Raw genomic sequence first — 20,328 nt, 5'->3', positions numbered from 1 at the left:
TCAGCGCCGTAGTGCGCCAGCCCACCGCGCGCTGTCATTGCACCCCATCGCGCCCGTACCACCCCCTCGGGCGAACCACTGGAGGATCAGATGCTCGACCACCGACTGGATTCCGAGTACGAGGAACTGCGGCGCACGGTCGCCGAGTTCGCCAACGACGTGGTCGCGCCGAAGATCGGCGAGTACTACGAGCGCGAGGAGTTCCCGTACGAGATCGTCAAGGAGATGGGGCGGATGGGCCTGTTCGGCCTGCCGTTCCCGGAGGAGTACGGCGGGATGGGCGGCGACTACTTCGCGCTCTGCCTCGCCCTGGAGGAGTTGGCCCGAGTGGACTCCTCGGTCGCCATCACCCTGGAGGCCGGCGTCTCGCTCGGCGCGATGCCGATCTACCGCTTCGGCACCGAGGAGCAGAAGCGCGAGTGGCTGCCGCGGCTGGCCGCCGGCGAGATGCTCGGCGCGTTCGGCCTGACCGAGCCGGAGGGCGGCTCCGACGCCGGTGCCACCCGGACCACCGCCCGGTTCGACGAGGACACCCGGGAATGGGTGATCAACGGCACGAAGTGCTTCATCACCAACTCCGGCACCGACATCACCGGCCTGGTCACGGTGACCGCGCTCACCGAACCGATCGCCCGTTCGAGTGAAGATGGTGCTGATCACTCGTCAAAGCGCGAGATCTCCTCCATCATCGTCCCTGTCGGCACCCCCGGGTTCCAGGTGTCGAAGAAGTACAGCAAGGTCGGGTGGAACGCCTCCGACACCCGAGAGCTGTCCTTCACCGATTGCCGAGTCCCTGAGGCCAACCTCCTCGGTCAGCGCGGCCGAGGCTTCGCCCAGTTCCTGCGGATCCTCGACGAGGGCCGCATCGCCATCGCCGCCCTGTCCACGGGACTGGCCCAGGGCTGCGTTGACCAGTCACTCAGCTACGCCGCGACCAGGCGCGCGTTCGGGCGTCCGATCGGGGCCAACCAAGCGATCCAGTTCAAGATCGCCGACATGGAGACGCGTGCGCACATGGCCCGCCTCGCTTGGCGGGACGCGGCGTCCCGTCTGCTGCTCGGCGAGCCGTTCAAGAAGGAGGCCGCCATCGCAAAGCTCTACTCCTCCGAAGCCGCGGTCGACAACGCCCGTGAGGCCACCCAGATCCACGGCGGCTACGGCTTCATGAACGAGTACCCCGTCGCCCGCTTCTGGCGCGACAGCAAGATCCTGGAGATCGGGGAGGGCACCTCCGAGGTCCAGCGGATGCTGATCGCGCGCGAGTTGGGCATGACTCCCTGACATACGCAACCGACCAGTGACAGGCTCCGGTGAGCCGTGACCGGAACGACCGGGCTACCCCGACCGATGCCGGACCGGCCATCCGGTCACCGGAGCCATCACAACGACGAGTTCTCCGCATCGATCTGATCGAAGCGGGTCAACGCCAACTGGAACGCGGCGGGCTGGACGTTCAGCACTCCGCTGTCCGGGCCGCTGAGCTGGAGCACCATGCCCGCGGCGAAGGTCATGGTGGCGCCTACGAAACACACGACCATCAGATTGTGCGGTCAGCTCCCAGTGCGTTTGCGTGGACTGCGCCCAGCTGGCGCCTGGACTGGTGCGCTCGTCCGTGGATTGGGGAGGCCGCCGGGTGCCTTGCCATGGGCCGCCGCCACCGTGGTGTAGTCCCCCGCCGGAGGCCCTCCGAATGGCGTGCGGCACTCCAGTGTCCGTGGGCGGCTAGCACCAGGGGGTCCGGCGGCCGCACTCCGGTGGCGCGCCAGGGCCTCCCGGCCGTCACCCCCACGCGGTGCCGCACCGAACGCAGTCGGCGACCCCATAGCCCGGCTAGCCCCGCTCGACGCACCCGCGCGGGCCCGCTGGACGGCGCCCGAAGCCACCGCGCCGGACATCGCGCCCGACAGCAGGGCTAGCGCAACTGGCCGTCTCCCGGTCCGGCCCTCCCCGACCGGAGCGCAGCCCCCGAGCGGCACGCCCCATGCGGCCGGGATGCCTCTCACTCACGCTGGCTCACACTGACGGCCCTGCCATGCCCGTCGCTATCTCCAGCTGATCGATAAGCGCGCCAACCGAACAGGTGTCTTGAGTACCGACTGGCCACCGATCAATTGTTTGCTCGGGTTGTTCGTACCCGGCCAGGTGCACTCCGTCAATGGTCATCAGAACCCGATTGGCGGACGGCCGTAACAGCTGACCGCCACTCAGGGGATAACGATCACCGGACGGTTGGCGCGCCGTGCGAGGCGCCCGGAGACCGAACCGAAGATCCGACCGATCAGGCCGCGAGTCGTGCCGACGACGATGGCGTCGGCGGCATACTCCTTGCCGACCTCCTCGATCTCATGGCAGATGTCGCCGCCGCGCTCGACCAGGATCCAGGGGACGCCGCCCAGGAAGTCGGCGCAGGCCAGCTCCAGCCCGAGCACTTCGGTCCGATGGTCGGGCATGTCGACAAAGACGGGGGGCTCGCAGCCGGCCCAGACGGTGGCGGGAAGCCGGTTGGCCACATGGACGATCACCAGCCCGCAGCGCGAGCGGCGGGCCATGCCGACCGCATAGGCGAGAGCCCGCTCGCTGGAGAGCGAGCCGTCGAATCCCACCACCACGCCGTGCTGGAAGACCGGGTCGCAGGAGTGTGCCGGCTCCGACTGGAGGACGGGATCACGCCCGTCGAGCGGAGCTGTCTGCTTGGAGTGCCGGGACTTCACGTCGCCTCCGCCATCCTCGCCGGCACCATTCGTGGCACCGGCACCATCAAGAACCTGGGCCGCCGCCGGTGCCGGGCGAAACAGCCGTGACGCGAACCAGCCGCGGCGCGGCCGGCCACCACCGACGCCTGGCGGCAGTGGTTGCGGAGTCCGCGAAACGCCTGGCGAAGAATCCTTGGCGGAGAAATCCGCCGCGCCGAGAAAGCGAAACGGGTCTGCAGATCGGGGAGACTCAGAACCGGCCATGAATCGAGGCTCTTCGAGTGAGAGGGGCCGACAGGAGGGACAGCACTGCCCAAGCGGCAGGCCATTCATGGGCACGTGGTCGGGTGAAGCCGAGCGGCACCGTAAGTGACCTGTTCCTTTCAGAGTACGACGGGCGACCGTGGCCGCCCAGCCTTTCCGACCGAGTACGACAATGATCCCGCTAATGGCGGCGGCGTGAAGTAATCGGCGCGCGCCCCATAACGGCGGTATGTCACCCCGCCGTCGCGCGGTTCCCAGGAGCTTGCCTGACGGAGTCAGCCGACGCAACAGGTCGGACACATACCGTGGGTGCGATGTTCAACTGGATGTGAGGCGGCCGGTGAGGTTGTGGTCAACGGGACCACTGAGGCCAGTTGCGGACCGTGACGACCAATGCACCGATCGGATCGAGTCGATCACTTGGCCGACAACCGCTCCGAGCTGCGGGTTCCCTTCCTCACCGCCATCGCCGCTGGCAGCATGCACACCATGCCGTTACTGATGCTCGACCTCGACAACACACTGCTTCCGCGTGACGCCGCCTTCACGGCGTGGGCCGAGGACTTCCTCGCCCGGCACCGGCTTCCCCCGTCCGAATTGGAATGGCTGACCACGATTGACGGCGGCGGTTACATCCCGCGGAGCACCGTGTTGGGCGCCGCACAGCGGCGGTACGGCCTGGGCCTCTCGCTGGCTGCCCTGCTGGCCGACTACCGACGGGGTATCAACGCGCACATCCACTGCCCTAGCAGCCATGTCGCGGCCCTGCGCGCGGCCCGGTCGGCCGGGTGGACGCTGGCCATCGTGAGCAACGGCGGGACCGGCCCCCAGGTCGAGAAGATCCGCCGGACCGGGCTCGACTCCCTGGTGGACGCCTGGGTGGTCTCCGAGGAGGCGGGGTGCGCCAAGCCCGATCCGTTGATCTTCGACATCGCAGCTCGGCGGTGCCGCCTCCCACTGGTCGGCGACTGGACCGCCAGTGCCTGGGTGATCGGTGACCACGGTCCGGCCGACATCGCCGGCGCCCAGGTGGCTGGCCTGCGCAGCGTCTGGCTGCACCACGGACGCCCCTGGTCCGAGCTGGGCTACCGTCCCACTCTCATCGCTGCCGAGTTGCCCGAGGCCATCGGCTTGGTCCTGGCCGCCCCCGCACAGCTGGCCGGCTGCCCGGGGAGTTGAGGTATGCCGGCCCGCCGCGTCGCGGCCACCGCAGCGGATGCGACAGGACCGAACGCGCCGACATTTCCTCACCCGCTGGCCCCACGTCCGCAGTCTCCACGCCCGCTACCCCCACGTCCGCAGTCTCCAAGCCCGCAGTCGAACGGTTCACCAGTTCAAGGGTTCAACGATTCAGCGGCCCCGGGCAGGCGAGACCGGTCGGCCCCAAGGGTCGTAAGCGCCATGGAACGGCAGGGAGGCCTGAGGGCGTACGGTGTGCCGGCTTCGCAGGCGCCTCGGAGTGAAATGGGGGCGGGATTTCACCGGTGCGTGAATCGCCGATGGACCCTCAGGTTGCGATGAGATTTTCTTGCGATGGTCAGCCCTTGCCGTCCAGCACCCAGCCCTGTTCTCGACAAATCACTACCGGGCCCTCGCGGAGGTGGGAGTCGGGGAATTCCGGGGCATGCTCAGCATGGGCACCGCACGGCCGCACCGGCGCCTCCGCCGGCCGGAGGGCGGAAGCGCCCGGCGCAGTCGCGGCAGCGCCGCACAACGGTCAGTCGGCGCTGGCGCGCGTGGGCCGGGGCTGACAGGGGTAGGCGACTGGCCGTGAGCGGGGGATGCAAACGGGCAGCGGAGACGGCGACCGGTCGACGGCAGCAGCGGCGTCGCCGCCGGCAGCGGCAGCACCGCACCCGCTGCGACACCGATCACACTGCCGCCCGCCGAGGCGCTCGGGGTGACACCCGCGGGCGCGCATATGCACCGCGCGCCCCGCAAACGCAACACCGATTTTCAGTCAGTTTCACCCCGCCCCACCACAATTGGACAACGGGCCTGGCCACCGGCATCACCGCAGACCCTGACCCGCCGTCACCACGGCTCGGCCGTACGGCAACCAGCCACCGGCCCGCCCGCCCCCTTCCCAGAGGGGTCGACGGGTGCCACGCTTCGTGATCGAATGCATCACGCCAAATTGCCATGTCGACATAGCGTCGGATGGTGAACTTGTCACAACGGTGACGGTCCACCCAGTAGATTCGATCTTGTTGAGCGTTCAGCAGTGCCGCACCACCACACCACACCACCGAGGGGGCTTGGGCGCCTTGAACAGGGTGAGCAGGAGCGAGACAGGTCCTGACAGCGGCCAGTCCCCCACCGGTCACGGTGGCCAGGCGCGCTCGAGTGCCCCGAGAACTGCCGTCCCGTTCAACGGCCCGTCCCGCTCCTCGTACCAGCCCGTCACCGCCCCGTCCGTCCCGTCATCCCCCTCGGTGTCGTCGTCTTTCTCGGCGTCGTCCCAGCCTGCCGCCCGACCCGCCGTCAGTTCGGGGCCGTCGGGGCTCCGACCGTCCGTCAACTCCGGCGCGGTCCGCACCCGGCCGGGGGCCAAAGGCGCGCAGCCCGCATCGCTCGGTGGGCCGACGACGGCCGGATCCACCGGCCAGTCGGGTAGCCAACGGGCCATCGGCGGTACCGGAGCGCTCGGCACAGCCGGTACGGCCGGCGCGCCCGGGCCTGCCGGTCCCGCGGTCGGCACGCTCGGCGGCGAGGCCCAGCCTGCGAGCGGCGGCCCTGCCAGTGGCCCCACCGCCGGACCCGCCGGAGGCACCCCACTGGGCACGGCGGTCCTGGGTGCCGGCGCCCAACCGACCGTCAGTTCCCCGGGCGGCGCCGGCACCCCCGGCACCGCGGCCGCCCCTCGGAAGCTCTCCGGGCGACGGCGCCGCGAGACCGTGGCCGTCCTGATCTTCAGCGGCGCGCCGATCTTCGAGAGCTCGATCCCGCTCTCCGTCTTCGGTGTGGACCGCCAGGACGCGGGCGTGCCGCGCTACCGCCTGCTGGTCTGCGCCGGCGAGGAGGGGCCCCTCACCACCACCGGCGGCGTGACCCTCGCCGCCCCCTTCGGCCTGGAGGCGCTGGCCCGGGCGGGCACCATCGTCGTCCCGGCCTGGCGCTCGATCTCGCAGCCGCCGCCGGTCGAGGCGATCGCCGCGCTGCGCAAGGCGCACCATGAGGGCGCCCGGATCATCGGCCTGTGCACCGGTGCCTTCGTGCTCGCCGCGGCGGGCCTGCTGGACGGCCGGCCGGCCACCACGCACTGGATGTACGCGCCGACGCTCGCCAAGCGCTACCCGCGGGTCCACGTCGACCCGCGCGAGCTCTTCGTGGACGACGGCGACGTGCTCACCTCGGCCGGCACCGCCGCCGGCATCGACCTCTGCCTGCACGTGGTCCGCAGCGACCACGGCGCCGAGGCGGCGAACGCGCTGGCCCGCCGACTAGTGGTGCCGAACCGGCGCAGCGGCGGCGGTCAGGCTCAGTACATCGATCAGTCTTTACCGGAGGAGATCGGGAACGACCCGCTGGCGGAGGTGGTCACCTGGGCCCTGGAGAACCTCAACCAGCAGTTCGACGTCGAGGTGCTGGCCGCGCGCGCGTACATGAGCCGGCGCACCTTCGACCGCCGGTTCCGCACGCTCACCGGCAGCGCACCGCTGCAGTGGCTGATCACCCAGCGGGTGCTGCAGGCGCAGCGGCTGCTGGAGACGTCGGAGCTGTCGGTCGACGACGTGGCCAGGCGCTGCGGGTTCCGTTCGCCGGTGGCGTTGCGCGGGCACTTCCGGCGTCAGCTCGGCGTCTCCCCCGCTGCCTACCGGACCAGCTACCGGGCACGTCGTCCCGGTGCCGGTCCGGCGGTCGGCGTGCCCCCGCAGGGCGGTCCGGCGGTCGGCGCACCGGCGGGCGGTGTCGGGGTGCCGGGGTCGGCGGCCGGGGTCGGCGGCCCGGTGACGGCTCCGGGCGGAGCCCTCGGTCAGCTGGCCGGAAGCGGCGCGGGCGGCCCTGGTGGCGCGGCTGCCGCCAAGGGGCGCCAGGCGGCGCAGCCCGCGCTTCCCCCGCCCGGCAAGAACCGGATCCGACCGCTGGTGCCGCCGCAGCCCGGCCCGGCCACCCGGCGCGGTGCGGCGGCGCCCAGGCAGGTCGAGCACGCGGTGGCGGAGGACGGTCTGGCGCGCCCCGGCGCACGTGGCACGGCGCCGGGGCACCGGGCCGGCCAGCCGTCGGACGCACGCGGAGAGGCCCGTCCGGGTGGGCGGCCGGGCATCCCGATGCGTCCGCCGACCGGGCTGCCGGGTGGACCGGCTGCGCGCGGTACGGGCGGTCCGTCGCTCGCGCCCGGTGCGCCCGGTGCGGCTGGCGGGGCTGGCGGGGCTGGCGGGGCTGGCGGGATGTCAGCGCCCAGGCGTGGTGCGGGGTTGAACGGCGCCCCCGGTGCGGCCGCGGCTCCCCGACCGGGTGGTGCGGGCCTGTCGGGCGGCATACCCGGAGCCGGGAGCACTGTCCGCGCCCGGCCGACCGGACCGGCCGGCAGCCCCGGTGCTGCCGCCCCGGTCGACCCGTCGGCCGACCGTCCATCGGCCGACCAGCCGTCGGTGGAGCGCTGACGGGCCGTCGGCCGCCTGCCTCACCAGCCCGGCATCGCGCGGCCCCGTCCGTCGCACCTCGGCGACAGGCGGGGCCGCGCGGCATGCGTGTCATGCGCGCCGCCCAGCGGCACCCAGCGGCACCCCGCCCTCGGATCACCGACGGCGACGGGCGCGCATGATGCAGACGGTGGTGCGCCGTAGGCTGGGACGGGTGAACGACCGTTTGGTATGGATCGACTGTGAAATGACCGGCCTCGACCTCGAGCGCGACGCGCTGATCGAGGTGGCGGTCCTGGTCACCGACTCCGAGCTCAACATCCTCGGCGAGGGTGTCGACATCGTGATCCGCCCGCCGCAGGAGGCTCTCGTCACCATGCCCGAGGTGGTGCGCGAGATGCACACCGCCTCCGGCCTGCTCGACGAGCTCGCGGACGGCGTGACGCTCGCCGAGGCGGAGGCGAAGGTGCTCGACTACGTGCGTCAGTGGGCGCCGGAGGCCGGCAAGACGCCGCTGGCCGGAAACTCGGTGGCCACCGACCGCGGCTTCCTCGCCCGGGACATGCCCGCCCTGGAGGGGCATCTCCACTACCGGATCGTGGACGTCTCCTCGATCAAGGAGCTGGCTCGCCGCTGGTACCCGCGGGCGTACTACAACAGCCCGCAGAAGGGGGGAAACCACCGGGCGCTGGCGGACATTCGGGAGAGCATCGCCGAACTGCGGTACTACCGGGAGGCGGTGTTCGTCCCGGCGCCGGGCCCGGAGACCGAGCGCGCCCGGGAGATCGCGGCGAAGCACCAGATCACCACCGACTGACCGACCGAGTCCGCCGACGACGGGCGGCTGTTGTGAGCTGTGCCACTCGGCCGTCCCGTCGATCCCGGCCGTGGCGCGGCAGTTCGGCCTTCGGGGTGCCACCGGCCGGTCGGCCTCGGGAAACCCTGGCGCGAGCACCCTCTCGGATCCTGTAGAGTTCTTCCTGTCAGCGCGGGAACGCGCAAGACAGATGGTGGGTGTAGCTCAGTTGGTAGAGCACCTGGTTGTGGTCCAGGTGGCCGCGGGTTCGAGTCCCGTCACTCACCCCATCGAAGAGGGCCCGGTCTCCAGGAGACCGGGCCCTCTTGCGTGTTCACGCCCCTCCCCCTTGCCCGTCCGCCCTCGTCCTCGCAACGGCATGCCTGTTCAGCAATCACTACTCACGAGTAACATGACGGCCATGACGACGACACCCTCGGTCGGCGAGATGCTGGCCGCCACCGTTCCGATGGCCCGCACGCTGAACCTGACCTACCTGGAGACCACCGCCGAGCGGGCCGTGCTGCAGTTGCCGGACCAGCCCGAGTACCACAACCACGTGGGCGGGCCGCACGCCGGCGCGATGTTCACGCTGGCCGAGTCGGCCAGCGGCTGCATCGTGCTGGCCGCGTTCGGCGACCAGCTCTCCCGGGCCGTGCCGCTCGCGGTGAGCGCCGAGATCGCCTACAAGAAGCTGGCGATGGGCGTCGTGACCGCCACCGCCGTGCTGGGCCGCCCGGCCGCGGAGGTCGTCGCCGAGCTCGACGCGGGCGAGCGCCCGGAGTTCCCGGTCACCGTGGAGATCACCCGCGAGGACGGCGCGGTGACCGGTGTGATGACCGTGCACTGGACGCTGCGCCCGAACAGCTGAGCGCCTAGCCGGGCGGGACGGCGGCCACCGGGTGCCGCCGTGCGGCGGCACCCGGTGGCGGTCCCGCGTCCGGCCGTCGCGTGACCGCTGCCGTGCGGGGACCGCGAGATGCCCGGCTGGCGGCAATGAGTCGACGAGGCGTCAGATCGACCGAAAACCGCCTCCGCGACCGTGAACCACCGGCACGGCCTCCGACGGATCGCACGAAGTCCGGCGCGCCGCCGTGACTTTCGCCCGGCGCGGCTCGTTCTCGTCTCACGTGCGAGCCAATCACCCGTCACCCGCGCCCGATCCCCATCCTGCCGGGCCGTCGGCCTCCGCCCGCACGGGGGGCGGGCGGGTGTCCCGGCCGCGGCTCGGCTTGCTGGCGGCGGGTGGCGTGGCCGGCATCGTGGTGGCGCAGGTCTGGGGCCTGGGCCTGGACGTCGCCCAGGCCGCCGACGCCGGTTCGGCCACCGGCCCCGCCGCTGCGCAGCTGACCGGCGACGGCGACCTGCTCGGCATCGCTCTACCCGCCGGCGGTACCGCGCTACCGGTCGGCGCCACTGCCCTACCCGCCGGCGCCACGGCCCTACTCATCGGCGGCATCGACGGCCTGGTGCGCGACCGCATCAGGGACGGCGGGCTCCCGTTGCCGGGCCAGGCATCCGGCCTGCCCGACGCGTTCGCGATCGCCGCCGGGCTGCTGCCGCCGGTGCCCGCCCGACCGGGTTCGCCCCGTGATCCGGTAGCGGCCGCCGGGCCCGAGCCGGCCGCGCCTGCTGCCGGGACGACGGTGCCGCGCTCGCCCCGGCCAGGGCCGGCCGCGCCGCAGTCCGGCACGGCCGGACAAACAAATGACGCCGGCGCCGGGCCCGGGTCCGTACCCGCGAGCCGGCCGAGCCAGGAGCCCACCGAGCGGGCCGGGGCCGACGGGGCAGTGGCAGGGGTCACCGTGGCTGACGGCGGGTCGGCACCCGGCATCGAGCAGAGCTCCCCCTCCCGGGCCGCGAACCGAGGAACTCGGCGCGCGGTGAACTGGCTACCCGGGCAGAAGGACGCCCCGGCGGCCGCCCAGGCGAACAGCGACCAGCCGACCACCCCCCAGGACAGCGAGCCGTACTTGGCAGACCGGGTGGAGCGCGCCGTGCTGATCCCGATCGCCGCCGGGCTGCTGCTCACCGGCGCCGCGATGTACAAGCACCGCGGCCTGCCGCGCGGCCACGGCCAGTGACCTCAGCTGAAGGTCCCCGGCGGCGGTGCCGGTGACGGTGCGGCCACCGCGTCCGTGGCCACCGGGGCGCCACCGGTGAAGGCGGCGAGCGCCGAGCCGTGCTCCACCCGGCCGAGCGCCGCGTCCGAGGCGGTGCGACGGGTCAACTCGGCGATCGGCAGCGGGGTGTGGGCGGCGGTCAGGATCAGGTTGCCGAAGCGCTTGCCGCGCAGCACCGCGGGATCGGCGATCAGCGCCACCTCGGGGAAGACCGCGCGCAGGGTGGCCACTTGGGAGCGGGCGAAGGCCAGTCCGGAGCCGTCGGTGATGTTCGCCGCGTAACGGCCGCCGGGAGCCAGGGCGCGGGCGGCGAGGGTGGCGAACTCCACGGTGGTGCAGTGCGCGGGGACCCGGGCACCGGAGAAGATGTCGGCGATCACCAGGTCGGCCCCGCCCTCGGGGGCGCGTTCCAGCACGCTGCGGGCGTCGGCGCCGCGGACCTTGATCTGCCAGCCGGGCTGCAGCGGGAGTTCAGCGCGGATCCACTCGGTGAGTGCGGTGTCCAGCTCGGCGACCTGCTGCCGGGAGCGCGGCCGGGTGGCCGCGGTGTAGCGGGCCAGGGTGAGCGCGCCGCCGCCCAGGTGCAGCACCCGGATCGGCTTGCCGGGTTCGGCGGCGAGGTCGATCAGATGGCCGAGGCGGCGTTGGTATTCAAAACCGAGGCGGGTGGGATCGGCCAGGTCGACATGCGACTGCGGGGCACCGTCGAGCAGCAGCGACCAGGACTGTAGGTGGTCGCGGTCGGGCACCAGCTCGGCCAGGCCGGTGTCGGTGCGGTGGGTACGCGGGGCGTGCCCTTCTCGTGCCGTGCTGCCTCGTCCCATGCTGCGAAGTATCGCCTGTCGGGGCGGCGAACGCGCAGGTGGGGCACCCGCCGGAGGGCGGCGCGGAGCGTCAGAACGGCCCGAGGCCGCCGGCCGTCAGCGTGCGCGCGGCCTCGCACAGGGCGGCGCGCAGCACCCAGGGGTCGGTCAGGCTCGGGGTCAGCTCGGAGCCGGCGGGCGGCACCAGCCAGCGCGGGTCGGTCGCGGGCAGCGGCGCCGCTCCGGGGGTACAGCTGGTGCCGCTCAGCTGCCAACGGTCGGCGGTGCCGGCCGGGACCAGGAAGGCGACGGCGCCGGCCGCCCCCTGCACCACCGAGCCGCAGGCGCGGCGCAGCCGCAGGATGTCGACCGTCTCAAGGCCGTGGCGCAGCGGGACGGTCACGGTGTCGCAGCGCAGCGCGCGCTCCCGGGCGTCAGCCGACCCGCCCGCGCCGCCCCGGCCGCGAGGCGCGCCGGCCGCCTGGGTATCTCGGGCCTCGCCGCCCGAAGCGCGGCCGCTGAGGGTGAGGCCGGTGAAGTTGAGGCCGGTGAAGCCGAGGAGACTGCGGAGCTGCGGCAATCCGGTGACCATCGTGCGGGCCTTCCTGGCTCGGTTCGCTACCCGTGACCATCGCGTCCGCTTTCCCTGCCGTTCAGCCCGATGCGGTGGTACTTCCCACAGCGCCAAGGAAACTGAGGGTTCGTCAGGAATATTAGTGAACTGATGGTATGAGTATGACTGCTTCGGAGGTCGTGTGCTGAGGATCGAGTACTGAGGGTCCAGCGGCTACTGCCATCGAGGGGCAAGCGCAGCCGCCTTCCCGATATCAACCCAACGGGTTGACGCCACGGATAGCCACGGGGCGCCTTACAGCAAGCCATGGCATTTCTTGGCAAAACAACAAAGGTTTGTCTGCTTTGCCATCAATTAGTCGCAAATTTCCCCGAAACCCATCGTGAGTGCTTGATAACAGTGGGTACTGTCGAGCCGTCGCCTCGGTCGGGCCCATCCGACCCACGGGCCCCACCCCGCACCAAGCTCGGAGCGACCTCATGGCACAATCCGTCAGCCACAGCGGCGCCTTCATCATCACCGCCGCCCCCGCCCCCGTCCGCAACACCACGATGCGCGAGCTGCGCGGCGGCCTCTCCCCGGCGGAGTTCGCCAACGTGATCCGCCGGGCGGCCCGGGAGATCGGTGAACACGTCTCCTGCGACGCCCGTTACATCGGCCGCGTCGAGGCCGGCGAGATCCGCTGCCCCAACTACGCCTACGAGCGGGTCTTCCGCCACATGTGGCCGGACCGGTCACTGGAGGACCTCGGCTTCGCGCCGCGCTCGGCCGTCCGGCGCCGCCCCGCCGCCCGCCGGTCCGCCCCATCCGGGCGCACCGACCAGCCGCCGAGCCGGGGCCTGCTGACCACCCTTCCCGCACCCACCCAACTTCCCCCGCCCAAACCGGACGAGGAGAACGACGACGTGCACCGCCGTACGTTCCTGACCGGCGGACCCACCGCCCTGGCCACCGTGCTCGGCCTGGACGGCCCCGCCCGCGCGGCCGACCCGCGCGCCACGCCCGCGCCGCCGGCACCGCGCAAGGTCGGCGCCGCCGACGTCCAGATCGTCGAACAGGCCGTCCGGGAGATCCGGTTGGCCGACGACGTGCACGGCGCCGACACCCTCTTCGAGCGGGCCGGCCAGTCGCTGCGCACCGCCTATGTGCTGCTCAACGAGGGCGACTACTCGGGCACCACCGAGCGCCGGCTTCAGGCCTCGGCCGGCGAACTGGCCATCTCGGTCGGCTGGTTGGCCCACGACTCCAACCGGCTGGGGGACGCCCGGTCGTTCTACGCCGAGGCGCTGGCCACCGCCCGGATGGCCGACGACTCGGCGCTGGAGGCCCATGTCTTCTGCAACAGCGCCTTCCTGGCCCGGGACGCCGGCCGACCGCGCGAGGCGCTGCGGGCCGCCCAGGCCGGCCAGAGCGCGGCCCGCCACCTGGACTCCGACCGGCTGCTGGCCCTGCTGGTGATGCGGGAGGCCGGCGCCTGGGCGCTGCTGCGCGACCGCTCGGCCTTCGCCCAGCAGCTGGCCCGGGCCCGGATCCTCTTCGAGCGCGGCGAGTCCGAGGCCGACCCGGAGTGGATGTCGTTCTTCGGCGAGGCCGAGCTGGCCGGCCTGGAGGCCCAGTGCTGGGCGGCGCTGGGCGACTGGGACCGGGCCACCGAGCGGGCCCGGCGGGCGATAACGCTGCAGGAGCCGCACTTCGTGCGCAACCGGGCGCTCTACACCGCCGAGTTGGCGCACGACCGGCTGGGCTGCGGCGACCTTGCCGATGCCGCCCGGCACGGCAGCGCCACCGTGGCCCTGCTCGACCAGGTCCGCTCGGCCCGGATCCGCGGCATGCTGGCCGGCACCGCCGACGGGTTACGCAACCACGGCTCGATCACCGAGGTCCGCGACTTCCTGGAGACCTACGAGGCGGCCAAAGCAGCTTGACGCCGCGTCAGCCCACCAGGCCGTCCAGGTGGCTGTGGTCGTTCCAGATCTCGATCGCGGGCAGCCCGTACTCCCAGGAGAGCACCGAGAGCGCGGCCGTGCCCAGCTTGAGCCGCTGGCCGAACTCCGGGGCCTGGCCCAGCCAGCGCGAGGCGAGGATCCGCAGCAGGTGGCCGTGGGCGAACACCACCACGTCGCTGTCGGCGGCGTGCATGGTGGTGGTCTCGGGGTGCGGGGTGCCGTGGTCCTGCTCGATGTCGGCCAGGAAGGCGTCGGCGCGGGCCGCCACGTCGGAGATCTTCTCGCCGCCGGGCACGCCGTCGCGCCAGATCAGCCAGCCCGGGTGGTCGTGCTCGCGGATCTCGGCGCCGGCGCGGCCCTCGTACTGCCCGTAGTCCCACTCCATCAGCTCAGGCCGGTCCAGGGCCCGGGCACCGAAGCCGGCCAGCTCCGCGGTCTCGCGCGCCCGGGAGAGCGGGCTGGTGTAGACCCGGGCCTCGGTCAGGCCGTTCCAGGGCGCGCGAGCCAGGCGGGCGCCGACCCGGCGGGCCATCTCACGGCCCTCCTCGGTCAGCGGGATGTCGGTCCGGCCGGTGTGCTGGCCACTCGCCGACCAGGCGGTCTCACCGTGGCGGACGAGGATCAGACGAGCGGGCATCGCGGACTCCTGGGAGAAGCTGGGGCATGAGCTGGTACGCCAAACGCGTACCGGCACTGCCATGATTCCCTACCCCCCGGTTACCGCCGGGCACCCCCTGGCCGGCCGGCCCGCACTGCTCCAGGTCAGGGCCACCCGGCATACGGTGGAGTACGCCGTCCCGGAGCGGGCGGTGCTCGACGATGCGGGCTCTGTCAGCGGCGGATGCGACACTGGCGAGCACCATGAACGTCTCGCTCGCAGAACCCGCGCGGCGGCTGGCCGCGCTGCGCGGCGCGGCCGAGCCGCGGGGCCTGGACGCCCGCGCGCTGGCCGCCCTCGCCGCCAATCCCGGCTGTCGGCGCCGCGCCCTGCTGGACGCCGCCGGGGTGGACAAGGGCGCGGTGGCCGGCCGGCTCGGCAATCCGGCGCCGTTCGGCCGCTCCCCGTTCGCGATCGCGCGCGGCACGGTCTTCGAGGCCCGGCTCAAGGCCGACGGCTGCGCGGCCCTGCTCGCCCCGCTGCGCCGGCACCTGGGCCTGCCTCCGCATGACGACGACCGGGTGGCCACCCCCGATCTGCTGCCCGGCGCGGGCCCGGCCGTGCGGGCGGCGCGCACCACCGAGGCGCTGGCCGAGGCGGTCAAGGCCTCGCTGGCCGACGCCCGGAGCTGGACGCTGCTCGACCACCCCATGCTGCGGCTCACCGTGGCCGGTGCGCCGGCCTATCTGGAGCCGGACGCGGTGGTGGTGCACGGCGGCCGCTGTACGGTGGTGGAGATCAAGTCCTTTCCGGTGCTGGACGGTTCGGCCGACCCCGCCAAGGTGGGCGCGGCCGCCCGGCAGGCGGCGGTCTATGTGCTGGCGCTGCAGCAGGCCGCCGGGGTGGACGGCAGCGCCGGGCCCTACGCGGACGGCGCGGCTCCGGGCGCACCGGAGTTGACCGTGCTGCTGGTCTGCCCGCAGGACTTCGGCCACCGGCCGACCGCGGCGGCGCTCGACATCCGCCGGGAACTGGCCACCACCCGGCGGCAGTTGGCCCGCATGACCAGGATCGAGGAGTTGCTGGAGGCGCTGCCGTCCGGCACCAGCTTCGACCTGGCCCCCGATGATGCCGGCCAACCCACGCGCCCGGTCGAGGAGTTGACCCAGGCGGTCGAGTCAGTGCCGGCCGCCTACGGCCCGGAGTGCCTGTCCGCTTGCGAGCTCGGCTTCCACTGCCGGAGCCAGGCGCGCGACACGGGCGCGCTCACCCAGCTCGGCCGCGGCGTCCGTGCGGACTTCGGCGAACTCCGCACGGTCGGCGAGGCGTTGAGTGCGGCCTGCGCCACGGGCGCGACCAGCGAGGCTCCCGAGGAGACGGCCGAACGCCTTCGCTACGCGGCCCGGTTGCGGGCCGAGGCGCTCACCGAGGCGGCCCGATGAGCCTGTTGAGCACCCTGGCCCGGCTGGAGGCGGTCCGCAGCGGACACGCCGAGCCGCTGGCCACCGTGCGCCACCGGCACCTGTCGGAGCGCCCGATGGTGCTGGTCCCGCTGGCCACCGCCGCCGAGGACGGCGCGCCGCTGGCCGTGCTGCTCGGCACCGACCGCGAGGCGCCGCGCCTGCACCTGGTGCCGCAGCCGCTCAACCGGGAGCTGCGCACCGAGTTCCTGACCGCCTTCGCGGACGACCTGCTGCCCTATCTGGAGTCCTTCGGCGAAGCGGTGGAGCTGATCGAGGGCTCCGAGAAGGACCCGGTGACCGGCGAGAAGACCCCGGTCACCCGGGAGTTGTGTGCCGACGCACCGCAGCTGCTGGTGCCGAACGCGGGCGCCATCCGCCATCTGGCGCTGATCGGCCGGGCCACCCGGTTCCGCCGCACCGCGGCCGACCCGGATCCCGGCCCGTACCCGGCGCCGGCCCGGGTGCCGCTGCTCGGCCGCTGGCTGACCCATCTGACCGAGCGCGCCCAGGTGCCCGGTTCCAGCCTGCTGCTGCCGATGACCGGCCTGCTCGCCCGGCACTGGGCAACCGGCCAGTCACTGCTGGAGGATCAGCACCTGGCCGCCCAACTGGCCTGGCACCACCCGCCGGCCGGCCGCACCGGAGCGCAGGCCGCGGAGCTGGCCGAGACGGCGCGGGACGAGCGCGGCCAGCTGCTGCACCCGCCGGCCGGCCCGGCCACCGACCCGCGGTTCGACGAGAAGCTGCTGGCCCCGGCGATCGCCCGGTTCGACGCGGCGCTCACCGCGCGCCGCCACGGCGGGCCCGCCGCACAGGTCGACGCCTGCGTCGAGCACCTGCGCGCCCTGCTGCTGGACGTGCTGCTGCCCACCTGGGCGGACGTCTGGTCCGGCCTGGAAGTGCTGCGCGCCCTGCCGCCGGCCGCCCATCTGCCGGAGCGCTGGGAGGGCGACCGCTGGTCGTACACCGGTCACCGGGACCGGCTGGCTGCCGGCGAGCCGCCGCAGCCCCGGCTGGACGACGCGGTGACGGCCGCCCGCAAGCTGGCCCAGCGCGAGCGCGAGCAGGCCCGCCTCGACGTCCAGGAGGCGCTGGACGATCCGCTGGCGATGGCCGAACGGCGGCTCGCCGGTGAGGCGTTCGCCGCCGAGGTGGTGGCGGTGGTACCGGACCACGACACCTCGGGACGCACCCCCAAGCCGCGCCCGCTGCTGGTGCTGCGCACCGCCGACCACCCGCACGCCGAGGCCGGCCGCGAGGTGCACCGGATCGGGGCGCCGGGCGCGCAGAAGGGCCGGATCACCGGGGTCGAGGCCGAGCAGGGGCTGATCACCGTGCGGGTGCTGAGCGGCATGGGCCGGCGCAAGGACCCGGAGCCGGGCACCCTGCCCGAGCCGGGCGAGCGAGTGCTGTTCACCCTCTTCGAGTTGACGCCCCGTCAGTCCGCGCCGCTGCCCGAGCCGGATGACACGCCCTGGACACACGGTGGTCCTCCGTCCGCCGTCCAGAATTCGACTGCCGCTGCCGAAGAGTGGGCATGACCAGCACTGTGAGCTTTGCCGACACCGCCGCCGCGACCGATCCGGGCGCCGCCGCCGATGCCGCCGTGGCGGCGATCCTGGATGCCACGGTGCGTCCCGTGCCCGGCGCCCCGCGCGGCGTGGTGGTCGACTCCCCGCCGGGCGCCGGCAAGTCGACCCTGGTGGTCCGGGCCGCGCAGGAGCTGGTCGGCGCCGGCGAGCGGCTGATGATCGTCGCCCAGACCAACAGCCAGGTGGACGACCTGGTCGACCGACTGGCGCTCAAGGCACCGGAGTTGACGATCGGCCGGCTGCACGCCGCGGACACCCTGCCCACCGCCGAGGCGGTGCGGCATCCCAACGTGACCGCCTCCGCCAAGCCGGGCGACCTGCTGGAGCTGGACGTGGTGGTCTCCACCGCCGCCAAGTGGCAGTGGGTGCGGGACGTCGAACCGTGGCGGCACGCGATCGTGGACGAGGCCTACCAGATGCGCTCGGACGCCCTGCTGGCCGTGGCCCGGCTCTTCGAGCGCGCCCTGTTCGTCGGCGACCCGGGCCAGCTGGACCCGTTCACCGTGGTCGGCACCGAGCAGTGGAGCGGCCTGAGCCACGATCCGTCGAACAGCGCGGTGGTCACCCTGCTGGCCCACAATCCGGCGATCCGGCCGCACCGGCTGCCGGTCTCCTGGCGGCTGCCGGCCTCGGCGGCGCCGCTGGTGTCGGAGGCCTTCTATCCGTACACGCCGTTCCGGTCCGGCACCGGGCCCGGTGACCGGCTGCTGCTCCCGGGTGCGCGGGCGGACGGTTCGGCGGTGGACGCGGCGATCGACGAGGCCGCCGAGTACGGCTGGGCGCTGCTGGAGCTGCCGGCCCGGTACACCGTGCGCACCGATCCGCAGGCGGTGGCGGCCGTGGCGGCGACAGTCCGCCGGCTGCTGGACCGCGGCGTGCTGGCGGTCTCCGAGCAGGGCCGCCGGCCACTGACCGCCGACCGGATCGCGGTCGGCACGGCCCACCGCGACCAGGCCGCGGCGGTGCGGGCCGCGCTGCTGGAGCTGGGCGTGCCGGTGGACGCCACGGCCGGTCCGGCCGTCGCGGTGGACACCGCCAACCGGCTGCAGGGCCGCGAGTACGACGTCACGGTGGTGCTGCACCCGCTCTCCGGGCGACATGACGCGACCGCCTTCCACCTGGAGACCGGGCGCCTGTGCGTGCTGGCCTCCCGGCACCGGCACGCCTGCATCGTGGTGGCCCGGGCCGGGATCGCGGAGCTGCTGGACGAGCATCCGGCCACCGAACCGGTGCAGCTGGGCAGCGCGATGCGGATCCCGCAGGGCTGGGAGGAGCGGATCGGCGGCGAGGTGATCCCGCTGCTCGAGCGGGTCGGCGCCCAGTTCCCGGACGGTTGGGAGGCCAACCACCGGGTGCTGGCGGAGCTGGCCGAGCACCGGGTGCGGCTCTGATCACACCTGGCCAAACCTTCGGGCCGACGTGTGCTCCGGCGTGCGGAGTCCGTGAGCGCCGTTCCGCCTGGATGGGGCAGGAGCGACAATGGACGACGGCCGAGTTTGCCCTCCCGTCCCGAAGGTGCCCGCCCATGCCTGATCGCCAAGAACCGCCGCGCCGGCTGCGTCCGGCTCCGCTGCTCTTCGAGCCCGAGGAGCTGACCGCCGAGCCGGAACGGTTCTTCCAGTTGGAGAGCCTTGACGACCCGGGCGAACTGCTGCGCCGCTCCACCGAGTTGGCGCTGGCGTTCCGGATCGCGGCCGAGCGAGCGACGGACTACCAGGCGATCGCGGCGGCCCAGCTGGCCGACCCGCACCGGTTCGACTCGCTCTCCCCCGCCGAGATCGCCGCCCGCGCCGACTGGACGGCCGACTACGCGGTCCGGATGGTCGAGTACGGCCGCGGCCTGCTGCGCCAGCGCCGGCCGATCGAGTAGCAGCCGCCCCATCGAGTGGCAGCCGTCCCATCGCCGTCCGACCACGTAGCAGCCTGCCGATCGGGTGGCAGCAGGGCCGCTGGCATATGCGGCGGGAAACCCTACGCCCTGACCCGTCCCGTTGTCCGGCGATTGGGGTTTTCGCTGCACGGCCTCCCGCACCGGGAGCACCCTGCTGGGCGTGGACATCTGGACCAACCAATCCGTGGCGTGTCTGACCCAGGCCGGTGAGGCCTGGCTGGCCTCGGCCAGCGAATACCCGCGCAGCATGCGGGCCCTCTGGGAGGCCCGGCCGTGGGCCCCGGCCGTGCTGCCCTGCGGGCGGGCCTTCGACGTGATCAGCATGCCGGCGCTGTTCGGCCGCCGGGTGCTGGACGAGCTGTGGGCCTCCGGGCCGGGCTGCGGCCCGGTGGCGGGCTTCCGGGGTCGCACCCTGCTGTTCGCCCAGCCGGGCGCCGCACCCCGGCTGCGCACCCTGCTCGCCTGGGAGGAGTGGGCGCGGGACGTGCCGCCGCTGCTCTGCCACGGGCTGGGGGACGCGGTCACCGTGCCGCCGGTGCGCCGGGCGGTGGACCAGCCGGAGCCCGGGCCGGCCGACAGCCGCTGGATCGTGGCCCCCGACAGCGGGGAGCCCTGGCTGCCGGGGGCGGGCGGACTGCTCTGGGCGTGCGTGCGGGCCGCGCGCGGCGCCGAGCCGGCCCGGGCCGCGCGCACAGCGGAGCCGCGCAGCCACGCGGTGGAACCGCGCAGCCTCGGGACCCGCCTGCCGGAGCCGACCGGTACCAGGGAGCCGCTGGCCCCGCGCCCCGGCCTGTTGCGCCCGCTGTCGCCGGCGTGACCCCGCCGCCCGCGCCGCCCCGCCGGGGAAGCCGGGGAAGCCGGGGAAAGCGATTTTGGCTCGGCCTGCCGCGCTGCTAAAGTCTTCTCTGTCAGCAGGCGCCGCTAGCTCAGTTGGTTAGAGCAGCTGACTCTTAATCAGCGGGTCCGGGGTTCGAGTCCCTGGCGGCGCACCGACAGCCG

The 20,328-nt window shown here is 73.3% G+C and carries 17 protein-coding genes, 2 tRNA genes and 1 pseudogene; 14 read left to right on the top strand and 6 right to left on the bottom strand.

Features of this window, described 5'->3' with window-relative positions; translation table 11 throughout:
• Positions 1–90 precede the first annotated feature (90 nt).
• Positions 91–1,281, top strand: coding sequence for an acyl-CoA dehydrogenase family protein (locus tag P3T35_RS37940; protein WP_101381683.1), 1,191 nt, complete (start codon positions 91–93; stop codon positions 1,279–1,281).
• Positions 1,282–1,379: 98 nt separating this feature from the next.
• Here the strand turns inward: P3T35_RS37940 and P3T35_RS37935 are convergent, their stop codons facing one another.
• Together P3T35_RS37935 and P3T35_RS37930 are read right to left on the bottom strand one after the other, a co-directional pair.
• Positions 1,380–1,511 (bottom strand): hypothetical protein, encoded by a 132-nt coding sequence (locus tag P3T35_RS37935; protein WP_280709494.1) that lies wholly within the window; start codon positions 1,509–1,511, stop codon positions 1,380–1,382.
• A 693-nt stretch (positions 1,512–2,204) separates the two neighbouring features.
• Positions 2,205–2,711 (bottom strand): universal stress protein, encoded by a 507-nt coding sequence (locus P3T35_RS37930; RefSeq protein WP_101381682.1) that lies wholly within the window; start codon positions 2,709–2,711, stop codon positions 2,205–2,207.
• Positions 2,712–3,377: 666 nt separating this feature from the next.
• On the opposite strand from P3T35_RS37930, the gene P3T35_RS37925 reads away from it, so the two are divergent.
• The gene (locus P3T35_RS37925) at positions 3,378–4,136 is read left to right on the top strand and encodes an HAD family hydrolase (RefSeq protein WP_280709492.1); all 759 of its coding nucleotides are present in this window, start codon (positions 3,378–3,380) and stop codon (positions 4,134–4,136) included.
• Positions 4,137–5,280: 1,144 nt separating this feature from the next.
• Here P3T35_RS37925 and P3T35_RS37920 read toward each other — a convergent pair.
• Positions 5,281–5,586 (bottom strand): hypothetical protein, encoded by a 306-nt coding sequence (locus tag P3T35_RS37920; protein WP_180356221.1) that lies wholly within the window; start codon positions 5,584–5,586, stop codon positions 5,281–5,283.
• Positions 5,587–5,854: 268 nt separating this feature from the next.
• On the opposite strand from P3T35_RS37920, the pseudogene P3T35_RS37915 reads away from it, so the two are divergent.
• The 5 genes and pseudogenes from P3T35_RS37915 to P3T35_RS37895 form a co-directional block, all read left to right on the top strand.
• Positions 5,855–6,898, top strand: a pseudogene (locus P3T35_RS37915) (helix-turn-helix domain-containing protein); the annotation flags it as partial.
• An 859-nt stretch (positions 6,899–7,757) separates the two neighbouring features.
• The gene (orn, locus tag P3T35_RS37910) at positions 7,758–8,360 is read left to right on the top strand and encodes an oligoribonuclease (RefSeq protein WP_101381681.1); all 603 of its coding nucleotides are present in this window, start codon (positions 7,758–7,760) and stop codon (positions 8,358–8,360) included.
• A gap of 193 nt (positions 8,361–8,553) precedes the next feature.
• Positions 8,554–8,629 (top strand) — tRNA-His (locus tag P3T35_RS37905).
• Positions 8,630–8,751: 122 nt separating this feature from the next.
• Positions 8,752–9,210 carry a DUF4442 domain-containing protein gene (locus P3T35_RS37900; protein WP_180356546.1) on the top strand — a complete coding sequence of 153 codons (459 nt, stop codon included), beginning with the start codon at positions 8,752–8,754 and terminating at the stop codon, positions 9,208–9,210.
• A 340-nt stretch (positions 9,211–9,550) separates the two neighbouring features.
• Positions 9,551–10,423 (top strand): hypothetical protein, encoded by an 873-nt coding sequence (locus tag P3T35_RS37895; RefSeq protein ID WP_101381680.1) that lies wholly within the window; start codon positions 9,551–9,553, stop codon positions 10,421–10,423.
• 2 nt (positions 10,424–10,425) lie between these two features.
• Here the strand turns inward: P3T35_RS37895 and P3T35_RS37890 are convergent, their stop codons facing one another.
• Together P3T35_RS37890 and P3T35_RS37885 are read right to left on the bottom strand one after the other, a co-directional pair.
• A complete protein-coding gene (locus tag P3T35_RS37890) occupies positions 10,426–11,286 on the bottom strand; it encodes a fused MFS/spermidine synthase (protein ID WP_101381679.1) in 861 nt (286 codons plus the stop codon).
• Between the two features lie 70 nt (positions 11,287–11,356).
• On the bottom strand, positions 11,357–11,857 hold the full coding sequence (locus tag P3T35_RS37885; RefSeq protein ID WP_280709486.1) for a hypothetical protein: 501 nt from the start codon (positions 11,855–11,857) through the stop codon (positions 11,357–11,359).
• Between the two features lie 461 nt (positions 11,858–12,318).
• Between P3T35_RS37885 and P3T35_RS37880 the strand changes: the two genes are divergently transcribed.
• Positions 12,319–13,764 carry a tetratricopeptide repeat protein gene (locus P3T35_RS37880; protein WP_280709483.1) on the top strand — a complete coding sequence of 482 codons (1,446 nt, stop codon included), beginning with the start codon at positions 12,319–12,321 and terminating at the stop codon, positions 13,762–13,764.
• Positions 13,765–13,771: 7 nt separating this feature from the next.
• Here the strand turns inward: P3T35_RS37880 and P3T35_RS37875 are convergent, their stop codons facing one another.
• Complete coding sequence (locus P3T35_RS37875) at positions 13,772–14,422, bottom strand: histidine phosphatase family protein (RefSeq protein WP_101381678.1); 651 nt, start codon at positions 14,420–14,422, stop codon at positions 13,772–13,774.
• 224 nt (positions 14,423–14,646) lie between these two features.
• Here P3T35_RS37875 and P3T35_RS37870 point away from each other — a divergent pair, with 224 nt between their 5' ends.
• The 6 genes from P3T35_RS37870 (at position 14,647) to P3T35_RS37845 (ending at position 20,318) form a co-directional block, all read left to right on the top strand.
• Positions 14,647–15,825 (top strand): hypothetical protein, encoded by a 1,179-nt coding sequence (locus P3T35_RS37870; RefSeq protein WP_101381677.1) that lies wholly within the window; start codon positions 14,647–14,649, stop codon positions 15,823–15,825.
• Complete coding sequence (locus P3T35_RS37865) at positions 15,822–17,387, top strand: hypothetical protein (RefSeq protein ID WP_101381676.1); 1,566 nt, start codon at positions 15,822–15,824, stop codon at positions 17,385–17,387. The genes P3T35_RS37870 and P3T35_RS37865 overlap by 4 nt, the downstream gene beginning before the upstream one ends.
• The gene (locus P3T35_RS37860; RefSeq protein WP_101381675.1) at positions 17,384–18,829 is read left to right on the top strand and encodes an AAA family ATPase; all 1,446 of its coding nucleotides are present in this window, start codon (positions 17,384–17,386) and stop codon (positions 18,827–18,829) included. Before P3T35_RS37865 ends, P3T35_RS37860 begins: the two co-directional genes overlap by 4 nt.
• 134 nt (positions 18,830–18,963) lie before the next feature.
• Entirely contained in the window at positions 18,964–19,308 is a 345-nt protein-coding gene (locus P3T35_RS37855; protein WP_101381674.1) for a hypothetical protein, read from the top strand.
• Positions 19,309–19,489: 181 nt separating this feature from the next.
• Complete coding sequence (locus P3T35_RS37850) at positions 19,490–20,146, top strand: bifunctional DNA primase/polymerase (protein WP_101381673.1); 657 nt, start codon at positions 19,490–19,492, stop codon at positions 20,144–20,146.
• Positions 20,147–20,244: 98 nt separating this feature from the next.
• A tRNA-Lys gene (locus tag P3T35_RS37845) sits at positions 20,245–20,318 on the top strand.
• Positions 20,319–20,328 lie beyond the last annotated feature (10 nt).

It is taken from the genome of Kitasatospora sp. GP30 (assembly GCF_029892145.1).
Classification (GTDB): Bacteria; Actinomycetota; Actinomycetes; order Streptomycetales; family Streptomycetaceae; genus Kitasatospora; species Kitasatospora acidiphila.
The sequence above is the reverse complement of the archived record's forward strand: the minus strand, read 5'-3'. Positions and strand labels throughout refer to the sequence as shown.

Bases quoted from the DNA above. Each gene is read 5' to 3' on its own strand.
- P3T35_RS37940 (WP_101381683.1), top strand. From the start codon at position 91: ATGCTCGACCACCGACTGGATTCCGAGTACGAGGAACTGCGGCGCACG.
- P3T35_RS37935 (WP_280709494.1), bottom strand. From the start codon at position 1,511: ATGACCTTCGCCGCGGGCATGGTGCTCCAGCTCAGCGGCCCGGACAGC.
- P3T35_RS37920 (WP_180356221.1), bottom strand. From the start codon at position 5,586: ATGGCCCGTTGGCTACCCGACTGGCCGGTGGATCCGGCCGTCGTCGGC.
- P3T35_RS37900 (WP_180356546.1), top strand. From the start codon at position 8,752: ATGACGGCCATGACGACGACACCCTCGGTCGGCGAGATGCTGGCCGCC.
- P3T35_RS37890 (WP_101381679.1), bottom strand. From the start codon at position 11,286: ATGGGACGAGGCAGCACGGCACGAGAAGGGCACGCCCCGCGTACCCAC.
- P3T35_RS37885 (WP_280709486.1), bottom strand. From the start codon at position 11,857: ATGGTCACCGGATTGCCGCAGCTCCGCAGTCTCCTCGGCTTCACCGGC.
- P3T35_RS37880 (WP_280709483.1), top strand. From the start codon at position 12,319: ATGGCACAATCCGTCAGCCACAGCGGCGCCTTCATCATCACCGCCGCC.
- P3T35_RS37875 (WP_101381678.1), bottom strand. From the start codon at position 14,422: ATGCCCGCTCGTCTGATCCTCGTCCGCCACGGTGAGACCGCCTGGTCG.
- P3T35_RS37870 (WP_101381677.1), top strand. From the start codon at position 14,647: ATGAACGTCTCGCTCGCAGAACCCGCGCGGCGGCTGGCCGCGCTGCGC.
- P3T35_RS37865 (WP_101381676.1), top strand. From the start codon at position 15,822: ATGAGCCTGTTGAGCACCCTGGCCCGGCTGGAGGCGGTCCGCAGCGGA.
- P3T35_RS37860 (WP_101381675.1), top strand. From the start codon at position 17,384: ATGACCAGCACTGTGAGCTTTGCCGACACCGCCGCCGCGACCGATCCG.
- P3T35_RS37855 (WP_101381674.1), top strand. From the start codon at position 18,964: ATGCCTGATCGCCAAGAACCGCCGCGCCGGCTGCGTCCGGCTCCGCTG.